This window comes from Amorphus orientalis (assembly GCF_030814015.1).
Lineage (GTDB): Bacteria > Pseudomonadota > Alphaproteobacteria > Rhizobiales > Amorphaceae > Amorphus > Amorphus orientalis.
In genome coordinates, this window is record NZ_JAUSUL010000002.1 from 920632 (window position 1) to 946145 (window position 25514).

Genomic DNA, 25514 nt, shown 5'->3' on the forward strand with positions numbered 1-25514 from the left:
CAGCAGATCGGAAAGATTCTAAACGAGTGTTCGCATCCACCCGGCTTCGCTCCTGAGCGCGCAGCAAGGTTCTGGCGAAGACGACATTCGTTTGTGACGAGCGACGCGAGGAAGTCAGTGCCCCCGCAGAAACGTTCAGAGGCGGAGAACGATCACAGCGAGGTGCTGCACCTCGAGGGCTTCCTGCCGTTCCAGCTCTCGGTGCTGTCGGACACGGTCAGCCAGTCGCTGGCGCGTCTTTATTCCGCCCAGTACGACATCGCGATCGCAGACTGGCGCGTGATCGCGAACCTCGGCGAGTGCGGCACGATGACGGCGGCCGAGATCGGTCACCGCACCCGCATGCACAAGACGAAGGTGTCCCGGTCAGTCCGGATCCTGGTCGACAAGGGCCTCGTGGAGCGGACACGGAACGATGCCGACCATCGCGAAGCGCTTCTGCATTTGACCGATCAGGGACGGGCGATCTACGAAGAGATCATTCCTGCCGCCCGCGCATTCAACGAAGCATTGATCGGAACCCTGAGCCCTCAGGAACGCGAGGTCCTGACGAAGGTCCTCAAACGCCTGGACGACCGTTCCCGGCAACTGGCCCGATCGATAGCCGAGGACCGCTTCAGATGACCCTGACCCTTTTCGACTATTTCCGCTCCGGCGCCGCCTACCGCACCCGGATCGCGCTCAATCTCAAGGGCATCGCCTACGAGCATCACTGCGTTCACCTGACCCGCAATGGCGGCGAACAGCACAGCGATGCCTACAAAGCGATCAACCCCCAGGAGCGCGTACCGTCGCTGCGGCTCGAAGACGGAACGATCCTGACCCAGTCGCCGGCCATTCTGGAATGGCTGGACGAAGTGCATCCCGAACCGCCGCTTCTGCCGCATGATCCCGTCGCCCGGGCCAAGGTGCGCGCCGTGGCCGCGATCATCGGCTGCGACGTCCATCCGATCAACAATCTGGCGGTGCTCAGCTATCTGCGCGGGCCTCTGGAGCAACCGGAAGAGAACGTGCAGGCCTGGATCGCCAACTGGATCCACAAGGGCTTCGCCGCCGTCGAGGCGCTGGTCGACGACGGCCCCTATTGTTTCGGCGACAAGCCGTCGATGGCGGACCTCTATCTCATCCCTCAGGTTTTCAGCGCAGTGCGCTTCAAGGTGCCGCTCGACGCCTACCCGAAAATCCGCGCGATCGACGAAACCTGCGCGGCGCATCCCGCGTTCGAGCAGGCGCATCCGTCGAAGCAGCCGGATGCCGTGTCGGCCTAGCAACACTTTTCTGATTCGCGTCAGTGCGACGGAATGTGATTTGATCGCATCGGCTGGGCGGAGGTAACCGAATGGATGGTCTGTGCAAGGGTCCGTTGCGACGGACACTTGCGGAGGCCTGACACCGGATCCCTATGGGGGATCTGGAGACCACTGACCCTGCAAGGCGCGTGAAATGACAAGTTCGTTCCTGCCGATGCGTAGCAGCTTGTTTGCAAGCTTTCTGTCGGTGTGCCTGCTTGTCGTCGCGGGATCTGTGGCGGACGTCCAGCCCGCTTCAGCGCAGAGCTGTCAAGCGATGCGGTCGGAATTGTCCCGTCTTTCCTCCGGAAGTGCGGCGAAGAACCAGATTGCCGCTCTCGAGCGCCGCGCACGCGCCAACGGCTGTCGCGGCTCCAACAATTGGGGGCGGCCCCAGGCCTGCGCCGGCATTGACGCGCAGATTGCCTCCCTCAAGCGCGGCGGATCTTCCAATTCGGGCCGGGCCCGGCAGCTGGAGCGGGCGATCGCGCGCAACTGCACTGGCCCGAGCCAGCCGCAGCAGGCCCGGACGCGCTCCCAGGCGCAGCCACAGCCGGCGCGCGGCGAGACCTACGATCGCACCCGGACCACCACGCGCGGCAGCGTGATCGTTCATGGCACCCGGTCGGACAACTTCCTGGGCTCCGAGCCGCGGTCCGGCGGCGGCTTCTTCGAGCGGTTGTTCGGTGGCGGCCGCCAGCCCGCCACCAGCGCGCCCCGGGAAAACGCACCGGCGGTGGAAGAGGCAAACCGCGCAAACGGCGGCGAACAGCGGCGCGGCGTCTCCGATTCAGACCCCGCCGTGGTCGGTGCCTATCGCGGATCGGGCATGAAGACGTGGTGTGTCCGTCTCTGCGACGGCTTTTATTTCCCGATCAGCTATTCCACCAGCAGCAGCCAGTACCGCCGTGACCTGGCCGTCTGCCAGGGCCGGTGCCCGGGCGCAGACGTCTCCCTCTACTCGCATCCGAGCTATCTGGATCCGGAGGACATGGTGTCGACGGTCTCCGGTGAGCGCTACACCGCCCTGCCGACCGCCTTCCTTTACCGGACCAAGTACGTGCCGAGCTGCGGGTGCGAACTGTCGCCGCCGGAGATCGAGATCCGCAAGACCAACTCCACCGACGGTCTGACGACGCCGTTGGAGGCGTTCCCGCAGGGACCGACCGAGGATGGCCCGCCGTTGACCCGGACGGCCGGTGTGGCGCAGGGGGACGAGCCCCTCGGGCCGAAGGATCTGCAGGATCTCGAAGAGCCGCTCGCCGTCGCTTCCTATTCGGCGGTTCCCTCGGAGGAGGCCAGCCCGGCCGACATGGTGATCGATGCCGATCGGCGCCCCTCGGCGGACGAGCCGGGCGTGTCCGCGCCCCGCGCGATCAGCGCGTCCGATCTCGATGTGCGGAAAGTCGGTCCAACGTACTACGCCGACCAAATAGCGGCATCAGCCGGCGAAGCTCCGGACCAGACGCCCGCCCGGTAAGGGCGAGACGCAGGGGCTGGAACAGGGACTTGCCCTTCCGGCCGGTCGCCTTGCCGACCTCCTTCGTCCATGCGGAGAACGTCGTTTCGTCCCAGGGCTCGGCGGGAAGAAGCCCTGCCGCCTGATCGAAAAGCTCGCCGTCGGCGGGATCGAGATCGACTTCGAAATCCCCGTTCACGATCGCCCACCAGTCCGCCGCATCGTTCAGTCGGACGAGGTTGTCGCGGATGGCCAGCCAGAACGCCTCTCCTCCTCCCACGCCGAGCGCGGCCAGACGCTCCGCGACCTCGTCGAAGGACCGCGCCTGCAGGATCGCCGCGTTCAGGTTATCGAGGTCGCCTGGCTCGAACCGGGCGGGTGCCCGGTTGATCGCGCCGAGATCGATCGTCTCCGCCAGGTCGCGGAGGTTCGGGACTGCGGTAATGGTCGTCGACGTACCTGTGAGGACGGCCAGGGAAGCCACGGCCTCCGGCTCGTATCCCTCCTCGCGCAGCGACCGCAGCGACAGCGCCCCGGACCGCTTGGACAACGCCTCGCCGTCGGCGCGCACCAGAAGATTGTGGTGGCCGAACCTGGGCGGCTCGGCCCCCAGCGCCTTGAAGATCGGGATCTGGACGCCCGTGTTGGTCACGTGGTCGTCGCCGCGAACCACATGGCTTATCCGGAGCTCGATGTCGTCGACGACGGAGGGCAGCGTATAGAGAAACGAACCGTCGGCCCGTATCAGCACCGGATCGGAGACGGAGCCCAGATCGACGCTCTGTTCCCCGCGGCAGAGATCGGTCCATCCGACCTGTGTCGGACGGATCTCCCGGGGATCGCTCTCGTAGTTCGGCAGCAGGAAGCGCCAGTGCGGACGGCGGCCCTCCTCCTCGTATCGGCGGCGCGTTGCGTCGTCGTCGAACAGGCCGGCCCGGTCGTAGATCGGAGGCAGCTTGCGCGCCAGACGCCGCTTGCGCCTGGTTTCGAGTTCCTCCGGCGTCTCGTAACAGGGATAGAGCAGCCCGGCGGCCTTGAGGGTCTCCACGGCAGCCTGGTACCGATCGAACCGTTCGGACTGGCGAACCACCTCGTCCGGCGGAATCCCGAGCCAGGCGATGTCCTCCTGGATCGCCGTCGCAAACCGGTCCTCGGAGCGTTCGCGATCGGTATCGTCCAGCCTGAGCACGAACGCGCCCGCCTGCCTGCGCGCAAAAAGGGCGTTCAGCAGCGCTGTGCGCGCGTTTCCGATGTGAAGATACCCCGTCGGAGACGGTGCGAAACGAAGCCTGTCCGGCATGGATATCCCTGGCGCTCGCGAGACACTGAATGCGTCCCGCCGACCCGGCGTACCCTCAGCGAAGGAGCCGGCCGGCGGTGTCCGCACATAGCGCGCGCCGGGGCATGCCGCAATCGCGGCATGGGCACCGGGCTATCCGAACGCGTAAGCGTCCATCATCAGAGCGCCGTACTCGTGGGACGAGTGGATGCGGCGACCCCGGCCGGTCTCTCCGGCCGCGCCGAGCGCGGAGAACAGCGGCATCAGATGCTCGTCGGTCGGATGGTTCTCGGCGGCGAACGGAGCCTGCCGGCGGTAGTCGAGCAGCGCATCCAGCTCACCTTCGCTTATCCGGGCGTTCATCCACTCGGCAAAGGTGGTGACCCACTCCGGCGCGTCCGCTTCCAGAGGGTTCCGGCCCAGCTCGGTCCGGATGGCGCCCAGATTGTGGGTAAGGGAGCCCGAGCCGATGACGAGAATGCCCTCTTCCCGCAACGGCGCGAGCGCGCGACCGACCTCGAAGTGATGGCGCGCGTCGGCCTGGGGCTGAACGGAGACGGCGACCACCGGAATGTCGGCCTGGGGATACAGCAGCTTCAGCGGCACCCAGACACCGTGATCGAAGCCCCAGCGCTCGTCGACGCCCGCGCTCAGCCCCGCCTCGGACAGGTGTTCGGCGACGCGTGACGCCAGATCAGGGTCGCCCGGCGCCGGATAGGTCATCTCGAAGAGCTTCCGATCGAAGCCGCCGAAATCATGGATGGTCCGGGGCCGGGAGACGCCAAGCGCGGCAGGCAGCTCGGTCTCGTAGTGGGCCGACACCAGCACGATGGCCGAAGGCCGTTCGAGATCTTCGGCGTAGCTGGCCAGAAACCGGTGGGCCGGTGTCTCGGTCAGCACCAGCATCGGCGAGCCATGGGAGAGAAACAGGGTCGGGAGCATGGTTCATCGGACCTTCTTCAGGCCCCACCGATATAAGCGGCGATCGATCCCACGGCAGCCACCTGGACCGGCGACACAGCGTTCACGGGGCGGAGACGACGCCGGCGCATGTCGCCGGCGTCCTGATCCCTTACTCGGCGGCAGCGACCGGTACCCGGTAGCCCTGCTCCATGCGTTCCTTGCGCAGGTTTTCCGCGATCAGGAAGGCCAGTTCGATGGCCTGTTCGGCGTTGAGGCGCGGATCGCAATGGGTGTGATAGCGGTCCGACAAGGTCTCCGCCGTCACCGCACGCGCGCCGCCGGTGCACTCGGTGACGTTCTTGCCGGTCATCTCGATGTGGATGCCGCCGGCGTGGGTGCCTTCCGCACGATGCACGGCGAAGAAGGTTTCCACCTCCTTCAGCACCCGTTCGAACGGGCGGGTCTTGTAGCCGTTCATGGAGACGGTGTTGCCGTGCATCGGGTCGCACGACCAGACGACCGAGCGTCCTTCGCGCTGCACCGCCCGGATCAGGCCCGGCAGATTGTCCATCACCTTGTCCGCGCCCTGGCGCACCACAAGGGTGAGGCGGCCCGGGTCGTTGGACGGATTGAGAACGTCGATCAACGACAGCAGATCGTCCGGCTTCATGGACGGTCCACACTTGAGACCGATCGGGTTCTTCACGCCCCGGCAGAATTCCACATGGGCGTGATCGATCTGCCGCGTCCGGTCGCCGATCCAGATCATGTGCCCGGACGTGGCGTACCAGTCGCCGGTCGTGGAATCGATGCGGGTCAGCGCCTGCTCGTAGCCCAGCAGCAGAGCCTCATGGCTCGTGTAAAGGTCCGTCGAGCGGAGCTGCGGCGTGTTGCTGGCCTCGATGCCGCAGGCGCGCATGAACGACAGCGACTCGGAGATCCGGTCCGCGATCACCTGGTAGCGGTGGCTCTGGGGGCTGTCGGAGACGAAGCTGAGCATCCACTGGTGGACGTTATCCAGGTTGGCGAAGCCGCCCTGGGCGAACGCGCGCAGCAGGTTCAGCGTGGCGGCCGACTGGCGGTACGCCATTTCCAGCCGCTGAGGGTCGGGCGTGCGCCCCTCCGGCGTGAACGCGATGTCGTTCACGATATCGCCGCGATAGCTGGGCAGTTCGATGTCGCCCTGCTTCTCCATGGGCGACGAGCGCGGCTTGGCGAACTGACCTGCGATCCGACCGACCTTCGTCACCGGCGACGCGGCGGCATAGGTCAGCACCACCGCCATCTGCAGGAAGACCCTGAAGAAGTCGCGGATGGCATCGGGATGATGCTCTGCGAAGGATTCCGCGCAGTCGCCCCCCTGCAGGAGAAAACCATTGCCGGCGGCGACACCGGCCAGCTCGGCCTGGAGCCGGCGCGCCTCGCCGGCAAAAACGAGCGGCGGATAGGTCGAGAGCCGATCCTCAACGGCCGCAAGCGCGGAGTCGTCGGGATATTCGGGCACCTGGTTGATCGGCTTGGATCGCCAGGACGTCGGGGACCAATTGTCGCTCATTGTAGTCGTTCCAAACTGAGTGCTAGTCTCGGGCGCGTGCTTCATGTGGCACAGCGGGCCAAACGGGCGCCAGTTATACACATGCCGGTTGTGGATTGGCCACCCACTGCCCGTGCGATATCCGGTCGGCGGTCAGCGAGGCGAGAGGCGGCGATATGGAACTCGAGCACAGCCACAGCTCCGATGCAATCCGCGCTCGGCTCGCCTCCGGCCCGGAGGTCTCCTATCTCCGCGACTGGATCTACGGTGGGATCGACGGAACGGTGACCACCTTCGCCGTGGTCGCCGGCGCGATCGGCGCCGATTTCTCGACGCGTGTGCTGCTCGTGCTCGGTGTGGCCAATCTGCTGGCCGACGGATTTTCGATGGCGGCTGCGAACTACTCCGCAACCCGGGCCGAACACGAGGACTATCAGCGCCTGGTGAACCAGGAAAAACGGCACATCCAGGCGGAGCCGGACGGTGAGCGCCAGGAAATCCGCCAGATCTACCGCAACAAGGGGTTCGACGGCGATCAGTTGGAGGAAATCGTCCAACTCATCACGGACCGCCGGGATGTGTGGATCGACACGATGGTCGCGGAGGAATACGGGCGGTCTCCGATCATCGCCAATCCATTGAAGAGCGCCGCGGCCACGTTCGGGGCATTCGTGCTGTGCGGGGCGATCCCCCTGTTGCCCTTCCTCTTCAACCTGCCTGCTGCACCGGTCATCGCGACCGCGCTGACTGCATGTGTCTTCTTCGGAATCGGCTCGGCAAAGTCCCGCTTCTCGACGCGCACCTGGTACCAGTCCGGCACCCAGACCCTCGCCATCGGCCTGACGGCAGCCGCCGTGGCCTACGTGGTCGGCGACCTTCTGATCAGGCTGTTCTGACGCTCAGGCAGTGAAGCGGCTGGCGCCGACCGAGGCGAGCGCATCGTCGACAAGCGCCCTCTCCTGCGACGTCAGCGTCTGGGCGCGCGGGTAGCGCGGTGCATCCCGGTCGTCGAGGATCGGAACGTGCCAGCCGTCGGTGCTCTGCATGAAGTCGCGCACTCCTGCCTCGCCGTAGACGGCGTGGTAGCCCTGCAGGACGCAGTCCACGTAACTCAGCAGGATCGGGAACCGGTGGCTGCCGTAGCGGTCGTTGCGGCGCTTCACGCGGTAGACGTAGGTCTCGCCGGGATGCGCGTGGTCGGCTTCCAGGGCGACCAGATCCGGGCCAACTGTCAGCCGGTCATAGTGGCGCTCGCGCTTGTCGAGGGTCGCCAGATGCGCCCGCTCCTCACGGGCGACCACGCCTTTGACGACCGCATCCGGGCCGGCCTCGATGATCGTGAGCGAGCAGTTTCCGCTCAGAAGCGACCGTCGGGACGACACGCGCCAGGCCCTGCGAAATCCGTGCAGCCGGGCGGGAATAACGGTCTGGCTCTGGGGGCGCGTCGCCGCGTTGACCAGCGAACCGTAGCCGAAATAGTGAAAGCTCTCCGCTCCGGAGCCTGTGGCGGTATCGGCCGTCGTCATTCCGCCGCTTCGCGAACGTGGCGCTCCGCCGCCATGCGCATGGTGACGAGCTCTTCCGCGGCCGTCGGATGCACGGCGATGGTCGCATCGAAGTCCGCTTTGGTCGCACCCTTGTGCAGGAGAATGCCGAGAAGCTGGACCATCTCAGCCGCGGCCGGACCCAGGATGTGGGCGCCGAGCACGCGATCCGTTTCGCCGTCTACGACCAGCTTGACGAGCGTCTTCTCCTCCCGGCCCGACAGGGTGTGCAGCATGGGTCGGAAGCTGGTCTTGTAGATGTCCACGACGCGGACGGCCGCCCGGGCCTCGGTCTCGGTCAGCCCCACCGTTCCGATCTCCGGATGCGAGAAGACCGCGCTCGGCACAAGGCAGTGGTCCACCGTGGTCGGCTTGCCGCCGTAGACGGTGTCGGCGAAGGCATGGCCTTCGCGGATGGCCACGGGAGTGAGATTGACCCGGTTGGTCACGTCGCCGATCGCGTAGATCGACGGCACGTTGGTCCGGGACTGCGCGTCCACCTTGATCGCGCCGTCTTCCGACTGCTCCACGCCCAGCGCTTCGAGCCCGAGGCCGGACGTATTCGGACGGCGGCCGATCGCGAACATGATCTGGTCGGCGGCGAGCACGTGCCCTGCCCTGGTGTGGCCGAACAGGCCGGCGTCGGTCTTCTCGATCTCTGTGAACACGTCGTTGAGGATGATCTTGATGCCCTTGCGCTCCATCTCGGCGTGGAGTGCCGTGCGCAGGTCGTCGTCGAACCCGCGCAGGATCTCGTCGCCGCGATAGATCAGGGTCGTTTCGGCCCCGAGCCCCCGGAAGATGCCGGCGAACTCGACGGCGATGTAGCCACCGCCGGTCACCACGATGCGCTCGGGAAACCGCTCGAGATGAAAGGCCTCGTTCGAGGTGATGACGTGTTCCACGCCCGGCAGACGCGGATCCACGTTCGGGCGCCCGCCGGTGGCAATGAGGACGCGCTCCGCCGTCACCGCCCGGTCCTCCGCCTCCAGATAGACCCGATGCTCGCTTTCCAGCGATGCCCGGCTGCGGATCGTCGTCACGCCGGACCGCTCGAGATTGGCCAGATAGGCCTTTTCGAGGCGGTCGATCTCGTGGTCCTTGTTGGCGATCAGGGTCGGCCAGTCGAAGCGGGCGGCCTCCTGGCCGGTCCAGCCGAAGCCCCGGGCGTCCTCGAAGGCTTCCGAGAAGTGCGAGGCGTAGACTAGGAGCTTCTTGGGCACGCAACCGCGAATGACGCAGGTGCCGCCGTAGCGATATTCCTCGGCGAGTGCCACCCTGGCCCCGTGCTGCGCGGCGATACGCGCCGCGCGGACGCCGCCCGAACCTCCGCCGATCACGAACAGATCGTAGTCGAACTCGGACATCGTCACCTCACGCGGTTGTCACCGCCGCTCACAAGCGGCGGAAGCGTTCACGCCGGGCAATCAAGCCCGACGATGAAAAACACTTCACATCAGAGCCTTATGGGCCGGGCCTCCGTTCAGGCCGCATCTGCTTGAACGGTCGGTCCCGTCACGGCCATCGGCCTTAGAGCGGCAGGCCCTGGGCCCGCAGGCGCTGACGCACTTCCTCGACCATCTCCGTGGAGATGGCATCGGCCCACTGCTTCGAGGCGCCGATCGACAGGGCGGAAATGCTCGGGCCGAGTTCGGCGAGCTTCTCGCCGGTCGGGGTCTCATAGAAATCCGCGATCTGGTTCAGCTCCTCGATGGTGAACCGGCGCGCCCAGATCTTCTCGACGGTCATATCGAGCTGCGGCCGCCGCTGGGCCATCTCGATCGCGACCTGGGTCGTCGTCTCTTCGATCTGCGCCGTCAGCGACGGGTAGGACCGGGTGAAGAGGGTCTGGGTCTGCTCTGCGATCGTCGGCAGGATCTCGTCGAAGCTCTGGGCGACCTGTGCCGCCTCGACGGTCCGGCGGGCCGCGCGGAGATGCTCCGGAGAGAAGTTGTCCTCATCCTGCTGCGCGGAATTCTGAGACTGGGCGTGAACCTCCGGGGCTGCGGCAAAGGCCAGCATCACGGCGACAGCCGCGCCGGGGATCCGGCACCATTTGGAACAGAGCATGAAAGATCTCCGTATTGAACGTACCACGGTGCGCCGGCGATCGATGTCAGGCCGACGCGAGATGAATGACGCCATCGGCGTCGGCGATCAAGGCGGCGCTGGCGATACCGATGAACAAGCCGTGCTCCACGACCCCCGGTATGTGCAGCAGGGAGTCCGAGAGCGCTTCGGGATCCGGAATCCGTCCGAATGCGGCGTCCACGATGAGATGGCCACCATCGGTCAGGAAAGCTCGTCCGTCAGCCGCTTGCCTCACGGAGAGAGGACCGTCAAGGCCGAGACGGCCCGCCACCGATTCGATCGCGCGCATCGTGGCGCCCAGCCCGAACGGCACGACCTCGACCGGGAGCGGAAACGCGCCGAGCGACTTCACGCGCTTGGAAGCGTCGGCGACCACGATCATCCGCTCCGAGGCGGTCGCGACGATCTTCTCCCTCAACAGGGCGCCGCCACCGCCCTTGATGAGGCGGAGCTCGTCGTCGAGTTCGTCGGCGCCGTCGATGGTCAGATCGAGACGGGGATGGTCGTCCAGCGTCGTCAGCGGAATGTGCAGCGACCGCGCGAGATCCGCCGTTCTCTCCGAGGTCGGAACGCCGATCACCGACAACCCTTCGGCGACCCGCTCGCCCAGCAGCCGCACGAACGCTTCCGCCGTCGAGCCGGTGCCCAGTCCGAGCTGCATGCCCGGCTCGACGTGCCCGAGGGCGACGCGTGCCGCTTCGATCTTCAATTCCGCCGGATCGCGCTTGGCGCCCATGATCCCAATTCCAGACACGTGTTTACGGGCAGCGATGTCCGACCGCCTTCCCTTTAAGGACGCGTGGACTTACCACAGCGATGCCGCGCCCGTCACTTGGAAGCGCTCGACCCATCCGGGCCGGATCCCGTCACATACCAGCGCCGGTCATCCTGCTGGATGGAAAGCACGTGAAAAACGCGCATCAACCTATTCTGAGGTACGGCATTTTTGAGGCGGTCCCGCGCCTGACCCGCCCCCATATGGCCCAAGCTTGGAGTTGTGCATGACGTCCCCTCAAACCCTCGTGTTCGACCTCGACGGAACGCTGATCGAGACCGCACCCGACCTGACGGCCGCGCTGAACGCGGTTCTGGCGATCGAGGGGCTGCCGCGCGTGGATCCGGCCCGTACCCGCACGATGATCGGGCGAGGCGCGCGTGCGATGATCTCCCGGGCGCTGAGCGATCTCTCCGAGCCGGCAGACGATGCGCGGCTGGACCGGATGCTGGATGCGTTCCTGGCGCATTACGGCGACAACATCGCCGTCGAAAGCCATCCCTATCCGGGACTGCTCCCGGCCCTCGACCAGTTGGAGGAAGCGGGGTGGCGATTCGCGGTCTGTACCAACAAGCGCGAGCCGCTGGCGGTCAAACTCTTGGAAGCGTTGGGGATTGCCGGCCGGTTCGGCTGTATCGCGGGACCTGACACTTTCGGCATGGCGAAACCGGATCCCCGCCACCTGCTCTCGACCATCGAGACGGCGGGGGGCGATCCGGAGCGCGCGATCATGGTCGGCGATTCCGCCACGGACGTGGACACCGCCCGTGCCGCCGGCACGCCGGTCATCGGCGTGAGCTTCGGCTATACGGACGTGCCGATGCACGCCCTCGCACCGGACATTCTCCTGCGTCACTATGACGATCTGCCCGCGGCGGTCGATCGGCTGGTCGAAGACTGGGGCAAGGCGACGGCCCGCTGAGGGCTATTTGGCGGCGTCTACCATCGGTGTGGTCTCGGCGAGCGGTCCGTTCACTGGCAAGGTGACGGAGAATTCCGAGCCGCCGCTGCCGGTCGACACGAGACGGATGTCGCCCGACAGGACCCGCATGATCTGCATGGAGATGGCCAGACCGAGCCCGCTCCCCTTCGCGTCGCCGGCCCGCCCCGTCCAGGCGCGTCCGAACTTGGTGAAGAGATGGGCTCGTTCGTCAGCGGAAATGCCCGGTCCGTTGTCGCTGATCCGGATGTCGACCAGCCCGTCCTCGATCCGGACGGATGCCGTCACCGCAGGGGCTGCGGACGTGTTGAACTTGATGGCGTTGGACAGAATGTTGACCAGCACCTGCTTCAGCCGGTCCGCGTCCACCTCAACCGGCGCCGGACCGGGGCTTTCCAGAACCAGCGCCACCCCCCGCCGCTCGGCGAGGCCGCTCATGACGTCCATAGCCTCGGAAAGCACGACGCCGGCGTCGGTGGCTTCGATCGTCCAGTTCACCTCGCCGCTTTCCATCCGGTTGAGGTCGAGGATCTCGTCGAGCAGCCGCGTCAGCCGGCGGCTTTCTTCGTCGATGATGGCGATGAACCGGCGGGCACGGTCCTCGTCCAGCCCTTCGTCCTGGGCCAGCAGTTCCGCGAATGACCGGATCGAGGTCATCGGCGTGCGCAGCTCGTGGCTCACCCGGCTGAGGAAGTCGTCCTTCATCCGGTCAAGCTGGGTCAGCTTTTCGTTGGCGGACCGCAGCTCGCCGGCAATCCGCTCCAGCTCGACCGACTTGCGCTCCAGTTCGCGGGAGTAGCGGATCGCCTCGCGGGTCTCGTCGAGAAGCGCCATCACCGTATCGACGGCGATCGGCTCGCCCTTCGCGATCCGCGACACCATCAGCCCGGCGGATGACGCGCCGATGCCGCTGGCGAGCTGCCGTTCCACCAGGGCAATGAACTGGGGATCGGGGAGCGGCAGCCGCCCTGCCCGGCCCTGACGTTCCGCCTGCGCCTCGAACAGCGCAGCCGTCCGGTCGGCACCCAGGATCCGCTCGCTCAGACGATAGAGGTCCTCCGCCCGGACTTCGCGCGGCAGCACCGGTTCCTCGGAGGCCGGCGAGCGTGCGAACACGTCGACGAACAAGGCACTCTGCAGGCGTTCGATCGGAGACTGGACCGTGAAGATCGACACGAACACGTAGGCGACGACGTTGGCGCCGAGGCTCCAGAACAGGGAGTGAACCAGCGGATCCAGCCCGGTCAGGCCGAACAGCGCCGTGGGACGCAGCAGCTCCAGCTCGAACGGTCCAGCTTCGACGATCGAGCCGATGTTCCATCCCCCCGCCGCCAGGCTCGGCATCAGCAGCGTGAAGGCCCACAAGGCGAACCCGATGAGGAGTCCGGCGAGCGCGCCGTCCCGGGTGGCCCGTCGCCAGAACACGCCACCGACCAGCGCCGGCAGGAACTGCGCAACGCCCACGAACGAGATCAGTCCGATCGAGGCCAGCCCGTTCGTGCTGGCTGTGGTCCGGTAGTAGAGATAGCCGAACGCCAGGATCGCCACGATGCTCAGCCGCCGCACGAGCAGCACCGTGCGGGAGAGATCGCCCGGTGCCGTGCTCTCGATCAGCCGGGTCCGCAGCAGAAGCGGCGTCACGAGATGGTTGGAGATCATGATCGACAGCGCGATCGACGACAGGATCACCATCGAAGTGCCGGCCGACAGGCCGCCGATGAAGGCGAGAATCGCCACTTCCTCGTAACCGGCGGCGAGCGGCACGGTCAGCACGTAGAGGTCCGGATTGGAGCCGATCGGCAAGAGTTTCATGCCGGCAATCGCGATCGGCACGACGAACAGGCTGATCAGCAGCAGATAGAGCGGAAACAGCCAGGCGGCCGTGGTGAGGTGCCGCTCGTCCTGATTTTCCACCACCGCGACCTGGAACTGGCGCGGCAGGCAGATGATCGCCGCCGCCGACAGGAAGGTGATCGCGATCCACCGGCTTTCGTCGGCCTGGGCAAGGGTCGCCAGGTGGGCGATCTCCGGGGACCAATCCCCGGTCAGGACGCCCGGCACCTGATCGCTGGCAAGCCCCGCGACGACCAGCACGCCGACCGCGACGAGAGCGAACAGCTTCACCATGGATTCGAACGCAATCGCCGCGACGACGCCCGGATGGCTCTCGTCGGCGCCGATCTTGCGCGTTCCGAACAGGATCACGAAGGCTGCCATGCAGGCCGCGACCCAGAAGCCTGTGTCGCTGAGGAGGCCCGGCCGTGGGGCGGTCCCGTCGGCGAAGGGAGACGGCTTGGTGATCGCCTCGAAGCTGGTGGCGACGGCCTTGAGCTGCAGCGCGATGTACGGAGCGATCGCAACGATCGCGATGATGGTGACCACGGCGGAGATCGCCGAGCTCTTGCCATAGCGAGCGGAGATGAAGTCGGCGATGGAGGTGATCTGCTGGGTGCGCGAGATCCGCACCAGCTTGCGCAGGAGCAGCCACCAGCCGACGAACACGAAGGTCGGGCCGATATAGATCGTTGCAAACTCGACGCCGTTTCGCGCCGCGGAACCGACGGCCCCGTAGAAGGTCCAGGACGTGCAATAGACGGCCAGCGAAAGCGTGTAGACGACCGGTGATGTGATCAGGGTCTTCGCACCGCGTTCCGCCCGCCTGTCACTGACGAAGGCGAGCACGAACAGGCCGCTGAGATAGAGCGCGGCGACGGCGACGATGATCTCCGGGCTGAGCATGGCTCAGGACCTGTCGCGTGGCTCTTCGGCCGGCTCCGTGCTCTTCGTCAGGCGCCGGGCGAGCCACCGTGTGGCAAGAATGAAGGCGAGCCAAACCACGAACAGATAGACATGCAGAAGGGGAATGCCGCCGATCAGGACATGCCTGTCGAACAAAAGAAGAACGGGCGGCATCAGCAGCACGACCATCGCGATCGGGAGCGCCCATCTGAGATCGGCATATCCGTCCGCGTGCATCACCGGCTCCGCTGGGGCTGAAGCAGGCGGCCGATCCGGCCGATCAGATCCTGGTTCGAGAACGGCTTCGTGACGAACTCGTCGGCGCCGAGATCGAGCATCTGCTGGCGGTCGCTTTCCTGTCCCTTCGCCGTCAGCACGAGCACCGGGACTTTGAAGCCGTGCGGCATCTGCCGGAAGCGGCGCAGCACATCGAACCCGTTCTCGGTCGGGATCATCGTGTCGAGGATCAGGAGGTCAGGCGAGGCCGATGCGAGATGGTCGAGTGCGGCGCCGCCGTCCCGGATCGAATCGACGTGGTAGCCTTCCCGCTCGAGCAGGAATGTCAGGGATTCGACGATGAACGGCTCGTCCTCGACGATGAGGATGCTTCGCCGATCGTCCGACCCGGACACCGTTTGCGTGTCAGCCATGGTCGTGCTCACACCCCCTCCGCGATCTTCTGGCGCTCGCCGGTTCTGGCGGCGGTCGGTGCAAGCGGTTCGGCGGTCTCGCCGGGCCCGGGCCTGAACACCGGCGGATGGGCCCGCTGGTCGCAGTCTTCCCGCCGGCAGGAGCGGCATTCGAATCCGACCGGCGTGATCAGGCTGGCGCGGCGAGAGGCGAAGGCATCGCCGTAGACGATCCGGTCGGCATAGTGCGCTTCGCATCCCAGCATCACGCTGAAGACGGTCGCCGGCCGGCCGTGGGCCATGGCCACCTTCGAGACGCGCTTTGCGACGAAGAGATACCGGCCGCCGTCCGGCATCGCGGCGAGCTGGCTGACGATCTGATCCGACTGACCGAGCGCCGAATAGATCGCCCAGCGTGGGCAGGCCCCGCCGTATTCCGGCATGCGCAGCCCCGGAATCGAGAAGCGCTTGGAGATGTTGCCGGCGGGATCGGTGCGCAGGAAGGCGAACGGGACCCCTTCCTTTCCGGGTGCCCTGAGGGTGACCAGGCGGTGCGCGGCCTGTTCGAAGCTGGCCTGGAATCGCGCCCCCAGCCCATCGAGATCGTAGCGCAGCTCCTCGGCCGCTTCCACGAAGGCATCGTAGGGAAACAGCAGCGCGCCGGCTGCGTATCGCGCAAGCGCGCGTTTGGCGCGCAAGCGCGCGTCCGGACTGGAGAAACGTCCCGGCACGGCGAGCTTCTCGAACGTGTCGGCGAGTTCCAGTTCGCAGAGGCGATGCGCCAGCCGGAACCGGAGCGTGGTCGGTGCCGCGCCTTCCGGCAGTTCGAGACAGCGGTCGGTCGTGCACGCGCCCGGGGCCTCGTCCGCGCTGGTGACGGCGACCCCGTGCTGCTCGGTGAGCCGCCGGTGCAGCACGTCCAGGGACAGTAGGCGCTCGCTGCTGAGTTCGGTGCGCAGCTGAGACGCCGCATCCTCGATCGAGGCGAAGTAGTTCCGGTTGTCGATGATGAAGTCGTCGACCTCGTTGGCCGGCGAACTGGGCCGGAACGCATTGCCGGACTGCTGCAGGGTGTCGATCATCGTCCGGGCGCTCGACGTCAGGCCGTCGCTCTCGCTGGCGATGATGCCGGCGAACCTGCGCCGCTCCGCGCCGGCAAGATCGTCGTGCTCGGCGAGGATTTCGGAGAATGAGCGGATCGAGGTGATCTGGGTCAGCATCTGGTGGCTGAGCGCCATCAGTTCCGGATCGCGCCCCAGTCGTTCGGACAGCGCCAGTGCGGTTTCCGTTGCGTCCTGCAGGCTGCGATGCAAGCGAATGAACGCCCTCGCCCATTCCGGGTAGCGGCCGACGAAACCGGCTGCCGTCGCTGCATCCAGCTCCTCGTGCCCCAGCGCCCGGGCCAGCTCCATCAGCGCTTCCACGAGCCGGCTGTCCTGATCGGCGGTCAGATAGTCGAGGTCCAGTTCGAGCGCGTCGGCGATCCGGCGCAAGAGCTTGCCGCCGATATAGCGCTTGTCGTGCTCGATGAGGCTCAGATAGGCCGGCGAAATATCAAGCTCAGCCGCCAGCGCGGCCTGGGCGAGCCCCGCTTCTCTTCGGCGCTCGCGAATGCGCTGGCCGATCGGTACCCGCACCATGGCACCTCCCTTCGTTTCCCTCGGATGCCCTTCTTCGAGGGCGACGGCCCGGTTCGGGCTCTTGGTCGGCTTGTAAAGTTCTTAACAGCCGTTTCGCCCCATGCGACCGGATTTTACAGAACTTTGCAAGGGCCCGCCTTCGCCATTGCCGGTTGTAGGAGCCTTGGCGTAGCGATTCAGGATGAGCGGATCGCGCAACGAGGGGCGATGCGTTCAATAATGACCCGGGAGGAAAGAATGAGCATTATCAAAACCGGCACGTCCCGCCGGACTGTCCTGAAGGGCGGCGCCGTGTTCGCCGGTACCGCGCTGGCCGCTCCGCACCTTTTTGTTCGCCGCGCAAGCGCCGCCGACTATCTCAACGCCCCGACCGGCTCCACGGTGACGCTGGGCTTCAACGTTCCGCAGACCGGACCCTATGCCGACGAAGGCGCCGACGAGCTTCGGGCCTACCAGCTCGCCGTCGAGCACCTGAACGGTGACGGCGACGGCGGCATGCTCAACACGATGAAGCCGACCGCCCTCAAGGGGAACGGCGTGCTGGGCAAGAAGGTCGAGTTCGTCACCGGCGACACCCAGACCAAGTCCGACGCCGCCCGCGCATCCGCAAAGCGGATGATCGAGAAGGACGGTGCCGTCATGATCACCGGCGGCTCGTCGTCGGGCGTGGCGATCGCGGTGCAGTCGCTCTGCCAGGAGGCGGGCGTCATCTTCATGGCCGGCCTCACCCACTCCAACGACACCACCGGCAAGGACAAGCGGGCGAACGGCTTCCGCCACTTCTTCAACGCCTACATGTCCGGCGCGGCGCTCGCTCCCGTGCTTGAGAAGGCCTACGGTGCCGACCGCCGCGCCTACCACCTGACCGCCGACTACACCTGGGGCTGGACCCAGGAGGAATCGATCAAGAATTCGACCGAGAACATCGGTTGGGAAACGGTCGAAACCGTGCGCACGCCGCTCGGCGCGGGTGACTTCTCCCAGTACATCACCCCGGTCCTCAACTCCGGCGCCGACGTCCTGATCCTGAACCACTACGGCAAGGACATGGTGAACTCGCTGACCCAGGCGGTTCAGTTCGGCCTTAAGGACAAGCAGGCCAACGGCAAGAACTTCGAGATCGTCGTGCCGCTCTACTCCGAGCTGATGGCTCAGGGTGCCGGCGAGGCGGTGAAGGGCATTTTCGGCTCCGCCAACTGGGACTGGAAGCTCAAGAACCCGGGCACCGAGGCGTTCGTGAAGTCGTTCGGCCAGAAGTACGGTCAGCCGCCGAGCCAGGCTGCACAGACCTGCTACGTGCAGACCCTGCTCTATGCCGACGCCTGCGAGCGCGCCGGCACGTTCAATCCGTGTGCCGTGATTTCGGAGCTCGAAGGCTTCGAGTTCGACGGCCTCGGCAATGGTCCGACGCTCTACCGTGCGGCCGACCATCAGTGCTTCAAGAAGGTGCTGGTCGTGAAGGGCAACGAGAACCCGACCAACCAGTACGACCTCCTGGAGATCGTCGAGGAAGTCCCGGTCGAGCAGGTCATGTACGACCCCTCGATCTTCGGTGGCGAGCTCGGCAGCTGCAATCCGGGCGTCTGATGCCGCTTTCGGCATAAGGCGAACTTGAGTCGGACCCGTGCGGCCACAACCGCGCGGGTCCCGCTGATGGTACCGGCGCTTCCCCATTCGGGAACTCCGCCCGGAGCACGGGTCACATGGACCAGATTCTCCTGCAAATTCTGAACGGGCTCGACAAAGGGGGCGCCTACGCCCTCATCGCGCTCGGCCTGACACTCATTTTCGGCACGCTCGGCGTGGTGAACTTCGCCCACGGGGCGCTGTTCATGCTCGGCGCGTTCTGTGCGGTCGGCCTCTACCAGCTCCTGACCCTGGAGATGGTGAGCATCGACCCGAACAACATGACCCCATGGGGCACGCCGGCGGAAATCCGCCAGCCCTATATCGAGGCATGGTTCGGCGAAGCCGGCTCGACGATGCTGAACTTCGCCGTCCCCTTATCCATTCTGGTTGCGATCCCCATTATGCTGGTCATCGGGATCGTTATGGAGCGCGGGCTCGTCAAGCACTTCTACAGGCGTCCGCACGCCGAGCAGATCCTGGTGACGTTCGGCCTCGCCATCGTCCTGCAGGAGATCATCAAGGTCTGGTTCGGCGCCAACCCGATCCCGATTCCCGCCCCCGAAGCCGTTTCAGGCTCGGCTGACATCGGGTCCTGGTTCGGATTCGCGGAGAACGCGATCTCCTATCCCTGGTGGCGCCTCGTCTACCTGCTCTTTTCCGTGGCTGTCATCTGTGCGGTCTTCGCATTCCTGCAGTTCACGACCTTCGGCATGGTCGTACGCGCCGGTATGGCCGACCGCGAGACGGTCGGGCTCCTGGGCATCGACATCGACAAGCGCTTCACCATCATGTTCGGCATTGCCGCGGTCGTCGCGGGACTGGCCGGCGTCATGTACACACCCATCCTGCCTCCCGATTATCACATGGGCATGGACTTCCTCGTCCTGTCCTTCGTGGTCGTGGTCGTCGGCGGAATGGGATCGCTGACCGGCGCCGTCGCAGCCGGCTTCCTGCTCGGCATCCTGCAGTCCTTTGCATCGATGACCGAGATCAAATCGATTTTCCCAGGCATCGACCAGATCATCATCTATCTCGTGGCCGTCGCGATCCTCCTGGTCCGGCCGCGCGGTCTGATGGGCCGCAAGGGCGTGATGGAGGGCTGACAGATGGACTTTCTCGACAAGGACAACCTGCAGAACGACCTGATCCTGATCGCGATTTTCGCGGTTGCGATCCTGACCATGCCGATCTGGCTGGAGCCGTTCGGCGCCTCCTATCCGGACCTGATGCAGAAGTTCGCGATCTTCGGGATCTTCGCCACAGGCTTCAACATCCTGTTCGGCCTGACCGGCTACCTTTCCTTCGGCCACGCCGCCTTCCTCGGTGTCGGGTCCTACACGGCCGTCTGGAGCTTCAAACTGCTCGGCATGAACCCGATCCCGGCCCTTATCGCGGCGGTGATCATCGCCGGCGTGTTCGCGCTCGTGATCGGTTTCCTGTCGCTGCGCCGCACGGGCATCTACTTCTCGATCCTGACCCTTGCCTTCGCCCAGATGTGCTACAATCTCGCCTACTCGGTGCTGACGCCCATCACCAATGGCGAGACCGGCCTGCGCGTCCTGCGCTCGGACCCCCGCATCTTCGACGGCAACGGCAGTGATACCGGCCCGCTGGTGGCCAGCCTGTTCGGCATCGAGATGACGGGCATGGCGGGGTTCTATTTCTGCGCCGTCGTGCTGATCCTGGTGTCCTGGCTGGCCATCATGATCTTCCGTTCGCCGTTCGGCCTGATGCTGAAAGCTGTCAAGACCAACCAGAACCGGATGGGCTATACCGGCCTCAACACCCGGCCCTACGCCCTCGCCGCCTTCGTGATCTCCGGCATGTATGCCGGCCTCGCCGGCGCGCTGATGTGCATCACCGATCCGCTTGCAGGTGCGGAGCGCATGCAGTGGACGGCCTCCGGCGAGGTGGTGCTGATGACCATCCTCGGCGGTGCCGGCACGCTGATGGGACCGATGCTTGGCGCCGCTCTGATCAAGTATTTCGAGAACATCTTCTCCGCCTTCAACGAGCAGACCCTCGAACACGTCTTTTCCTTCATGCCGGAAGGCATGCGCGACGCGACTGTCTCGCTCGCCGGGCTCTTCGTCGGCGAAGGGTGGCATCTCACACTCGGCCTGATGTTCATGATCGTCGTGATCTTCCTGCCCGGAGGCATCATCGAAGGGCTGAGACGCCTGGCGAAGGCCGTGTTCGGGCGAAAACGACCGGAGCAGTCGCACGCCGCGCGCGATGACGCTGCTCAGACGGCGCGCTGAGGGGAGACGGAAAGATGGGTCTTCTCGAAGTCAACGACGTCAACAAGGCCTTCGGCGGCCTCAAGGCGCTCGATCACATCAACCTCTCCGTCAACGAAGGGTCGGTCCATGCCATCATCGGGCCGAACGGCGCGGGCAAGTCGACCCTGCTCAACTGCCTGATCGGACGTCTCGTGCCGGACTCCGGAACCGTCACCTTCAACGGCCGGTCGCTCGTCGGCGTAAAACCCTACGAGATCAACCAGATCGGCGTCAGCCGGGTGTTCCAGACGCCGGAGATTTTCGGCGAGCTTACGCTGCTGGAAAACGTCATGATCCCGGCACTGGCCCATCGGGACGGCACATTCCGTCTGGATGCCTGGCACCGGATGGACCATGAGGCGGAGATCAGGGATCGGGCGGAAGCCGGTCTGGCCGACGTCGGACTGGCTGAAAAATCCGACATGGTCGCCAACAGCTTGTCGCGCGGTGACAAGCGGCGGCTGGAGCTTGCCATGTGCCTGACACAGGATCCGAAACTCCTGCTCCTCGACGAGCCGACCGCCGGCATGGCCCGCCACGACACCAACCGGACGATCGACCTGCTGAAGGAGATCAGCGAGCGCCGGAACCAGACCATGGTCGTGATCGAGCACGACATGCACGTGGTCTTTTCCCTGGCTCACTACGTGACCGTCATGGCTCAGGGCGGCGTGATCGTCGAGGACAAGCCGGAAAACATCAAAGGCAATCCGAAGGTTCAGGAAGCCTATCTGGGAGGAGCGCACCTGTGACGACGACCGACACCCTCGAGCGTCCCGGGACGAAGACCCCCGAGGGCGCACCCTTTCTGATCGTGCGCGACATTCACGCCTACTACGGCGAGAGCTACATCGTGCAGGGCGTCTCCTTCGAGGTCCGGAAAGGCGAAATCCTCGCACTTCTCGGCCGGAACGGCGCAGGCAAGACGTCGACCCTGCGCAGCGTCGCCCGCGTCGGCACGCCGGACCTGAAGCAGGGCGAGATCTGGCTGGAAGATGCGCCCGTTCACAAGATGAAGGCCCACGAGGCGGCGCGCCACGGTATCGCCCTGGTTCCGGAAGACCGGCGCATCATCGCCGGGCTGAGCGTGGAGGAAAACCTCGACCTCGCCCAGATCGCTCCGCCGATCGGGTGGTCGAAGGAGCGGATCTTCGAGCTCTTCCCCCGGCTCGGCGAACGCCGGCGCCAGGAAGGCGTCACGCTGTCGGGTGGCGAGCAGCAGATGCTGGCGGTCGCCCGGGCGCTTGCCCGGGACGTGAAGCTCTTTCTGCTGGACGAGCCCTATGAGGGTCTCGCCCCGGTGATCGTGCAGGAAATCGAACGCACGCTGGAGCAGATCAAGGAGATCGGCCTCACCACCGTCATCGTCGAACAGAACGCCATCGCGGCGCTGCACCTGGCCGACCGGGCCATCATTCTGGACATGGGTCAGGTGGTCTTCGACGGGTCGGCACGCGAGGTGCTCGACAATCCGGAACTGCGCGAGCAGTACCTCGCGGTCTGATCCGCGCTCGATCGCGACGTCATAAGAGCGGGCGCGCCATTCCCGAAGCGGCGCGCCCGATCTATTTCCGGGCGTCGCAGCTGTACTGGATGATCGGACCGGTGATGAAGCCGCTGGTCTTCTCTTTCCAACGCTCGCACTCCGGCTGGCTCTGGAAGCAGCCGACGAACGAGACCGGAATGATGCGGTCGTCGATGTCGTTCTCCACGCTCCCGGACACCCGGCCGACCCAGGGCGCGCCCGGGTTCGCGTTGCAGGACGGCGTCGCCTTCCTGATTGCGGCAATCTCGGACAGCGTCGTGGCCTGGACGGGCGTGACAAGTGCGGCAACCGACAGGCCGCAGACTGCGAGGGCGCCTGCGACCAGGCGTTTTCCGTATTTCATGGGGTCATTCCTCCGATAAGGTCGCGAGCTACCTATCGCACAGAGGTGCCCTCGCCTGTATCAAACATTACGCTGGAAAGCGTCGTCCGGTTCTCGCGCCAACCCCTGCGCGGTGCGGGATCCGAACCGGTGACGCACCCCTGCCAGCGGTCGCAGCAGGAACCGTTGACCGAGATACCCCATCGCGACCGCCACCGCTGTCGATACCACAATTGCGGTCAGCTTGTCGGAAAGCGGCGCCGCGACGGCCTCGGCGGGATCGAAGCCGCGCCACATGAAGACGGCCTGGACCGGCAGGAAATGCCACAGATACATGCCGTAGGAGATCCGGCCGAGGAAGCGCAGCGGGCCCAGTTCCAAGATTGTCACCGCGAAGGTCCCGAGCGCGTTCGTGTAGAGCGCCGCCACCCCGACGAACAGCGCAACACCCTGGAGACTGTAGCGGAACACGGCCCGGAAGGTGTCGTCGCGAAACAGAAGCGTGGCCAGCATCAGGGCAAGCGCGGCCAGGAGCACCGGGCTTTTCCCGACCCGCTCGGCGAACGAGGCGCCTGAAGGATGGCGCAGGCCCAGCGCCAGCAGACAGCCGTAGATGATGGAATCGATGCGCGCGTCGGAGGCAAAGGACGTGTAGTCGACATTCCCGAACACGCCGAACGCAACGGCCCTCACGACCACAGCTGCCCCGCAGATCGCGATCAGGGCTGCAAGCAGAGCCTTCGGGCGCCGGAAGAGCGCGGCGAACAACAGCGGGAACACGAGATAGAAGTGCTCCTCGACGGCCAGCGACCAGAGATGACCCAGCACGAAGGGATTGATCGGACCGCTCGAATCCGCCTCAGCGAACAGACGGAAGTAGTTCATCACGTAAAGCGCGGCAGCGACGATCTCGCCCGTCTCCACCCGGAAGAACAGCGCTGAGGCCAGCAGGCAGACCAGAACGTAGAAGTAAAGCTCCGGAGCGAGCCGGAGATAGCGCCGGACGTAGAACTTCCCGATCGCCGTCCGGCCGGTCTGGACCGCCTCGCTGATCATCAGATTGGTGATCAGAAAGCCGCTGATAAAGAAGAACACCGTCACCCCGAGGCCGCCGGGGATGATGTGCTCGAAACCCGCGTGGGCCACGATGACGAGCATGACCGAGATCGCTCTCAACCCGTCCAGACCGGGAATGTAGTCGGGAAGGTCGACCGCGCCGGCGATTCGCCGCCGGTAGACCGAGCCGTCAGCCGTGAACCGGCTGCTCCCGCTGCGCCCGTCTCCCGGAGCCTCTGCCGGGCCCGGAGCGTATGTGCGTTTCGAGGCGGAAATGGTCGGTCACCTTGTTCGGTTTTTCGGCTGATTGCGTCCCCGCCGGGTGACCGGACATGGACTCAGGTCGCTGTCCGGGGGCAAGTGGTTTTTGACCTTTGGGTCGACCGACCCCTCATTATCCGGGGTGCGAGACACCGCGCGTTCCGCGACAAAAAGGGACGACCCTCCCGCTCAAAGGCAGAAAATATCGAAATTCAATTAAAAGTTGGACATTCGCTACATTAGAGGGGTGCGCAGATACCGAAGAGATGGTAGCTCCTGCGCACTCGTCCTGTCCGACGTGCTTGTTCAGGGGCATCTGATCCAGCGCCATGAACGGGACCCCTCCCTGGAACGCGGATTTCGAGCTGAATCACTGGTGATCGACTTTATCGTCGCGCTCTTGCGCAACACGGGCATGCTCGCGGTGGTCGCCGTTGGCTACGGCTTCGTGGCTCCCCGCCTCAAAGGACCTGCATCCGCTCTCGTTCTGGGCCTTTTGTGCGGCCTTGGCGCGTGCGCCACCATGCTCGATCCAATCTCTATTCAGGCCGGTATTTTCGTCGATTCGCGGACCACGATGGTGGTGCTGGCCGGCTTCTTCGGTGGTCCGCTCGCCGGGGGCATCGCGGCGGCGCTCCCATCGGTGCTGCGGATCCATTTCGGCGGCATCGGTGCGCCGGCGGGCGTGCTGTCGATCCTGATCAGTCTCGCGATCGGATTGGCCGGCTACTACATTTTTTATCGGAAATCCGAGAAAATCCGGTACCGGCACATCATCGTTCTGGCGTCGGCGACGCCGCTGACGACCCTCAGCCTTCTGCTCCTCCCGCCGGCAGTCGCCCTGGAGGTCCTCACCCATTCGGGGTGGACGGTGAACCTGATGCGGCTGTTCGGCGTCGTCTTCCTCGGTGCCATCCTGCTCCACGAACAACAGCGCGGACGGGCGGAAGCCCGTGTGCGGGAGATGGCCTATATCGACGAACTCAGCGGACTGGCGAACCGCCGCGCGTTCTTCGCGCATCTGACGAAAGAGTGGAAACGCTGGGAGCGCTACGACGAAGCGTTCACGATCGTCCTGGTCGATATCGACCGGTTCAAGCTGATCAACGACACCTTCGGCCATCCCGTCGGCGACATCGTCATCCAGCGCCTGGCGCGAATCATGCTGGAGGAATCGCGCACATCCGATGTCGTCGCTCGAACCGGTGGCGAGGAGTTCGGCCTGCTCCTGCCCTACACCACAAGCGCATCCGGATACCTGGTCGCCGAACGCATTCGGGCTCGCGTCGAAAGCGAAGTGCTGGTGGCTGAGGGCAACGACATCCGCTTCACCGTCAGCCTCGGTGTGAGCGCCGACGTGGAAAGCTACTCGACCATGAGCCGATGCCTATCCGGCGCCGACAGGGCGCTGTACGAGGCAAAGCATCTCGGCCGCAACACGGTGGTGATCGATACGCCCACGCTTGACGAGGCGGATGGCCCGCCTGCGCGGCTGGCTATGGTGGGCGGCCCGCTCAAGTAGCCGCCGGTGGACTGGCAGCCGGCAGACCGGAACTTCGGCCGCATGCGGTCAGAGGAACGAACCGGCCGATCATT

Annotated in this window: 24 protein-coding genes; 11 read left to right on the forward strand and 13 right to left on the reverse strand. The window is 65.5% G+C overall.

All coding sequences use genetic code 11. The features are described from left to right. Positions 1–117 precede the first annotated feature (117 nt). The 3 genes from J2S73_RS12055 (at position 118) to J2S73_RS12065 (ending at position 2769) form a co-directional block, all read left to right on the forward strand. A complete protein-coding gene (locus tag J2S73_RS12055) occupies positions 118–624 on the forward strand; it encodes a MarR family winged helix-turn-helix transcriptional regulator (protein WP_306885786.1) in 507 nt (168 codons plus the stop codon). 2 nt (positions 625–626) lie between these two features. Next, entirely contained in the window at positions 627–1268 is a 642-nt protein-coding gene (gene maiA, locus J2S73_RS12060) for a maleylacetoacetate isomerase (RefSeq protein WP_306886310.1), read from the forward strand. 298 nt (positions 1269–1566) lie between these two features. After that, complete coding sequence (locus tag J2S73_RS12065) at positions 1567–2769, forward strand: DUF2865 domain-containing protein (RefSeq protein ID WP_306885787.1); 1203 nt, start codon at positions 1567–1569, stop codon at positions 2767–2769. Here J2S73_RS12065 and J2S73_RS12070 read toward each other — a convergent pair. The 3 genes from J2S73_RS12070 to J2S73_RS12080 form a co-directional block, all read right to left on the reverse strand. Then, a complete protein-coding gene (locus tag J2S73_RS12070; RefSeq protein WP_306885790.1) occupies positions 2666–4048 on the reverse strand; it encodes a glutamate--tRNA ligase in 1383 nt (460 codons plus the stop codon). The two genes, J2S73_RS12065 and J2S73_RS12070, sit on opposite strands and share 104 nt — an antisense overlap. Before the next feature lie 132 nt (positions 4049–4180). After that, positions 4181–4969 (reverse strand): DODA-type extradiol aromatic ring-opening family dioxygenase, encoded by a 789-nt coding sequence (locus J2S73_RS12075; RefSeq protein ID WP_306885791.1) that lies wholly within the window; start codon positions 4967–4969, stop codon positions 4181–4183. Positions 4970–5099: 130 nt separating this feature from the next. Then, a complete protein-coding gene (locus J2S73_RS12080) occupies positions 5100–6485 on the reverse strand; it encodes a class II 3-deoxy-7-phosphoheptulonate synthase (protein WP_306885792.1) in 1386 nt (461 codons plus the stop codon). Between the two features lie 155 nt (positions 6486–6640). On the opposite strand from J2S73_RS12080, the gene J2S73_RS12085 reads away from it, so the two are divergent. Further along, positions 6641–7360, forward strand: coding sequence for a VIT1/CCC1 transporter family protein (locus J2S73_RS12085; RefSeq protein ID WP_306885793.1), 720 nt, complete (start codon positions 6641–6643; stop codon positions 7358–7360). Between the two features lie 3 nt (positions 7361–7363). Here the strand turns inward: J2S73_RS12085 and J2S73_RS12090 are convergent, their stop codons facing one another. The 4 genes from J2S73_RS12090 to rpiA form a co-directional block, all read right to left on the reverse strand. Continuing rightward, complete coding sequence (locus J2S73_RS12090) at positions 7364–7990, reverse strand: gamma-glutamylcyclotransferase family protein (protein WP_306885794.1); 627 nt, start codon at positions 7988–7990, stop codon at positions 7364–7366. Next, a complete protein-coding gene (gor, locus tag J2S73_RS12095; protein WP_306885795.1) occupies positions 7987–9375 on the reverse strand; it encodes a glutathione-disulfide reductase in 1389 nt (462 codons plus the stop codon). The genes J2S73_RS12090 and gor overlap by 4 nt, the downstream gene beginning before the upstream one ends. A gap of 163 nt (positions 9376–9538) precedes the next feature. Then, positions 9539–10078, reverse strand: a complete 540-nt coding sequence (locus J2S73_RS12100) for a DUF2059 domain-containing protein (RefSeq protein WP_306885796.1) — start codon at positions 10076–10078, stop codon at positions 9539–9541. Between the two features lie 46 nt (positions 10079–10124). Next, complete coding sequence (rpiA, locus tag J2S73_RS12105) at positions 10125–10835, reverse strand: ribose-5-phosphate isomerase RpiA (protein ID WP_306885797.1); 711 nt, start codon at positions 10833–10835, stop codon at positions 10125–10127. Between the two features lie 265 nt (positions 10836–11100). Here rpiA and gph point away from each other — a divergent pair, with 265 nt between their 5' ends. Continuing rightward, complete coding sequence (gene gph, locus J2S73_RS12110) at positions 11101–11796, forward strand: phosphoglycolate phosphatase (protein ID WP_306885798.1); 696 nt, start codon at positions 11101–11103, stop codon at positions 11794–11796. A 3-nt stretch (positions 11797–11799) separates the two neighbouring features. On the opposite strand, the gene J2S73_RS12115 is transcribed toward gph, so the two are convergent. The 4 genes from J2S73_RS12115 to J2S73_RS12130 are packed head-to-tail and all read right to left on the reverse strand — an operon-like array spanning position 11800 to position 16822. Next, positions 11800–14553 (reverse strand): sensor histidine kinase, encoded by a 2754-nt coding sequence (locus J2S73_RS12115; protein WP_306885799.1) that lies wholly within the window; start codon positions 14551–14553, stop codon positions 11800–11802. 3 nt (positions 14554–14556) lie between these two features. Next, complete coding sequence (locus J2S73_RS12120; protein WP_306885800.1) at positions 14557–14790, reverse strand: hypothetical protein; 234 nt, start codon at positions 14788–14790, stop codon at positions 14557–14559. Then, positions 14790–15203 carry a response regulator transcription factor gene (locus J2S73_RS12125; protein WP_306885801.1) on the reverse strand — a complete coding sequence of 138 codons (414 nt, stop codon included), beginning with the start codon at positions 15201–15203 and terminating at the stop codon, positions 14790–14792. Before J2S73_RS12125 ends, J2S73_RS12120 begins: the two co-directional genes overlap by 1 nt. A gap of 8 nt (positions 15204–15211) precedes the next feature. Beyond that, complete coding sequence (locus J2S73_RS12130; protein WP_306885802.1) at positions 15212–16822, reverse strand: helix-turn-helix domain-containing protein; 1611 nt, start codon at positions 16820–16822, stop codon at positions 15212–15214. 237 nt (positions 16823–17059) lie between these two features. On the opposite strand from J2S73_RS12130, the gene J2S73_RS12135 reads away from it, so the two are divergent. From J2S73_RS12135 to J2S73_RS12155, 5 genes are all read left to right on the forward strand, one after another. Next, complete coding sequence (locus J2S73_RS12135) at positions 17060–18409, forward strand: substrate-binding protein (RefSeq protein WP_306885803.1); 1350 nt, start codon at positions 17060–17062, stop codon at positions 18407–18409. A 116-nt stretch (positions 18410–18525) separates the two neighbouring features. Then, positions 18526–19554, forward strand: a complete 1029-nt coding sequence (locus J2S73_RS12140) for a branched-chain amino acid ABC transporter permease (RefSeq protein WP_306885804.1) — start codon at positions 18526–18528, stop codon at positions 19552–19554. A 3-nt stretch (positions 19555–19557) separates the two neighbouring features. Beyond that, a complete protein-coding gene (locus J2S73_RS12145) occupies positions 19558–20712 on the forward strand; it encodes a branched-chain amino acid ABC transporter permease (protein WP_306885805.1) in 1155 nt (384 codons plus the stop codon). A 14-nt stretch (positions 20713–20726) separates the two neighbouring features. Further along, on the forward strand, positions 20727–21485 hold the full coding sequence (locus J2S73_RS12150; RefSeq protein WP_306885806.1) for an ABC transporter ATP-binding protein: 759 nt from the start codon (positions 20727–20729) through the stop codon (positions 21483–21485). After that, a complete protein-coding gene (locus tag J2S73_RS12155) occupies positions 21482–22237 on the forward strand; it encodes an ABC transporter ATP-binding protein (protein WP_370874422.1) in 756 nt (251 codons plus the stop codon). Before J2S73_RS12150 ends, J2S73_RS12155 begins: the two co-directional genes overlap by 4 nt. Before the next feature lie 61 nt (positions 22238–22298). On the opposite strand, the gene J2S73_RS12160 is transcribed toward J2S73_RS12155, so the two are convergent. Beyond that, positions 22299–22622, reverse strand: coding sequence for a hypothetical protein (locus tag J2S73_RS12160; RefSeq protein ID WP_306885807.1), 324 nt, complete (start codon positions 22620–22622; stop codon positions 22299–22301). Between the two features lie 60 nt (positions 22623–22682). Next, entirely contained in the window at positions 22683–23933 is a 1251-nt protein-coding gene (locus tag J2S73_RS12165) for an acyltransferase family protein (RefSeq protein WP_306886312.1), read from the reverse strand. Between the two features lie 361 nt (positions 23934–24294). Here J2S73_RS12165 and J2S73_RS12170 point away from each other — a divergent pair, with 361 nt between their 5' ends. Then, on the forward strand, positions 24295–25440 hold the full coding sequence (locus tag J2S73_RS12170) for a diguanylate cyclase (protein ID WP_306885808.1): 1146 nt from the start codon (positions 24295–24297) through the stop codon (positions 25438–25440). Positions 25441–25514 lie beyond the last annotated feature (74 nt).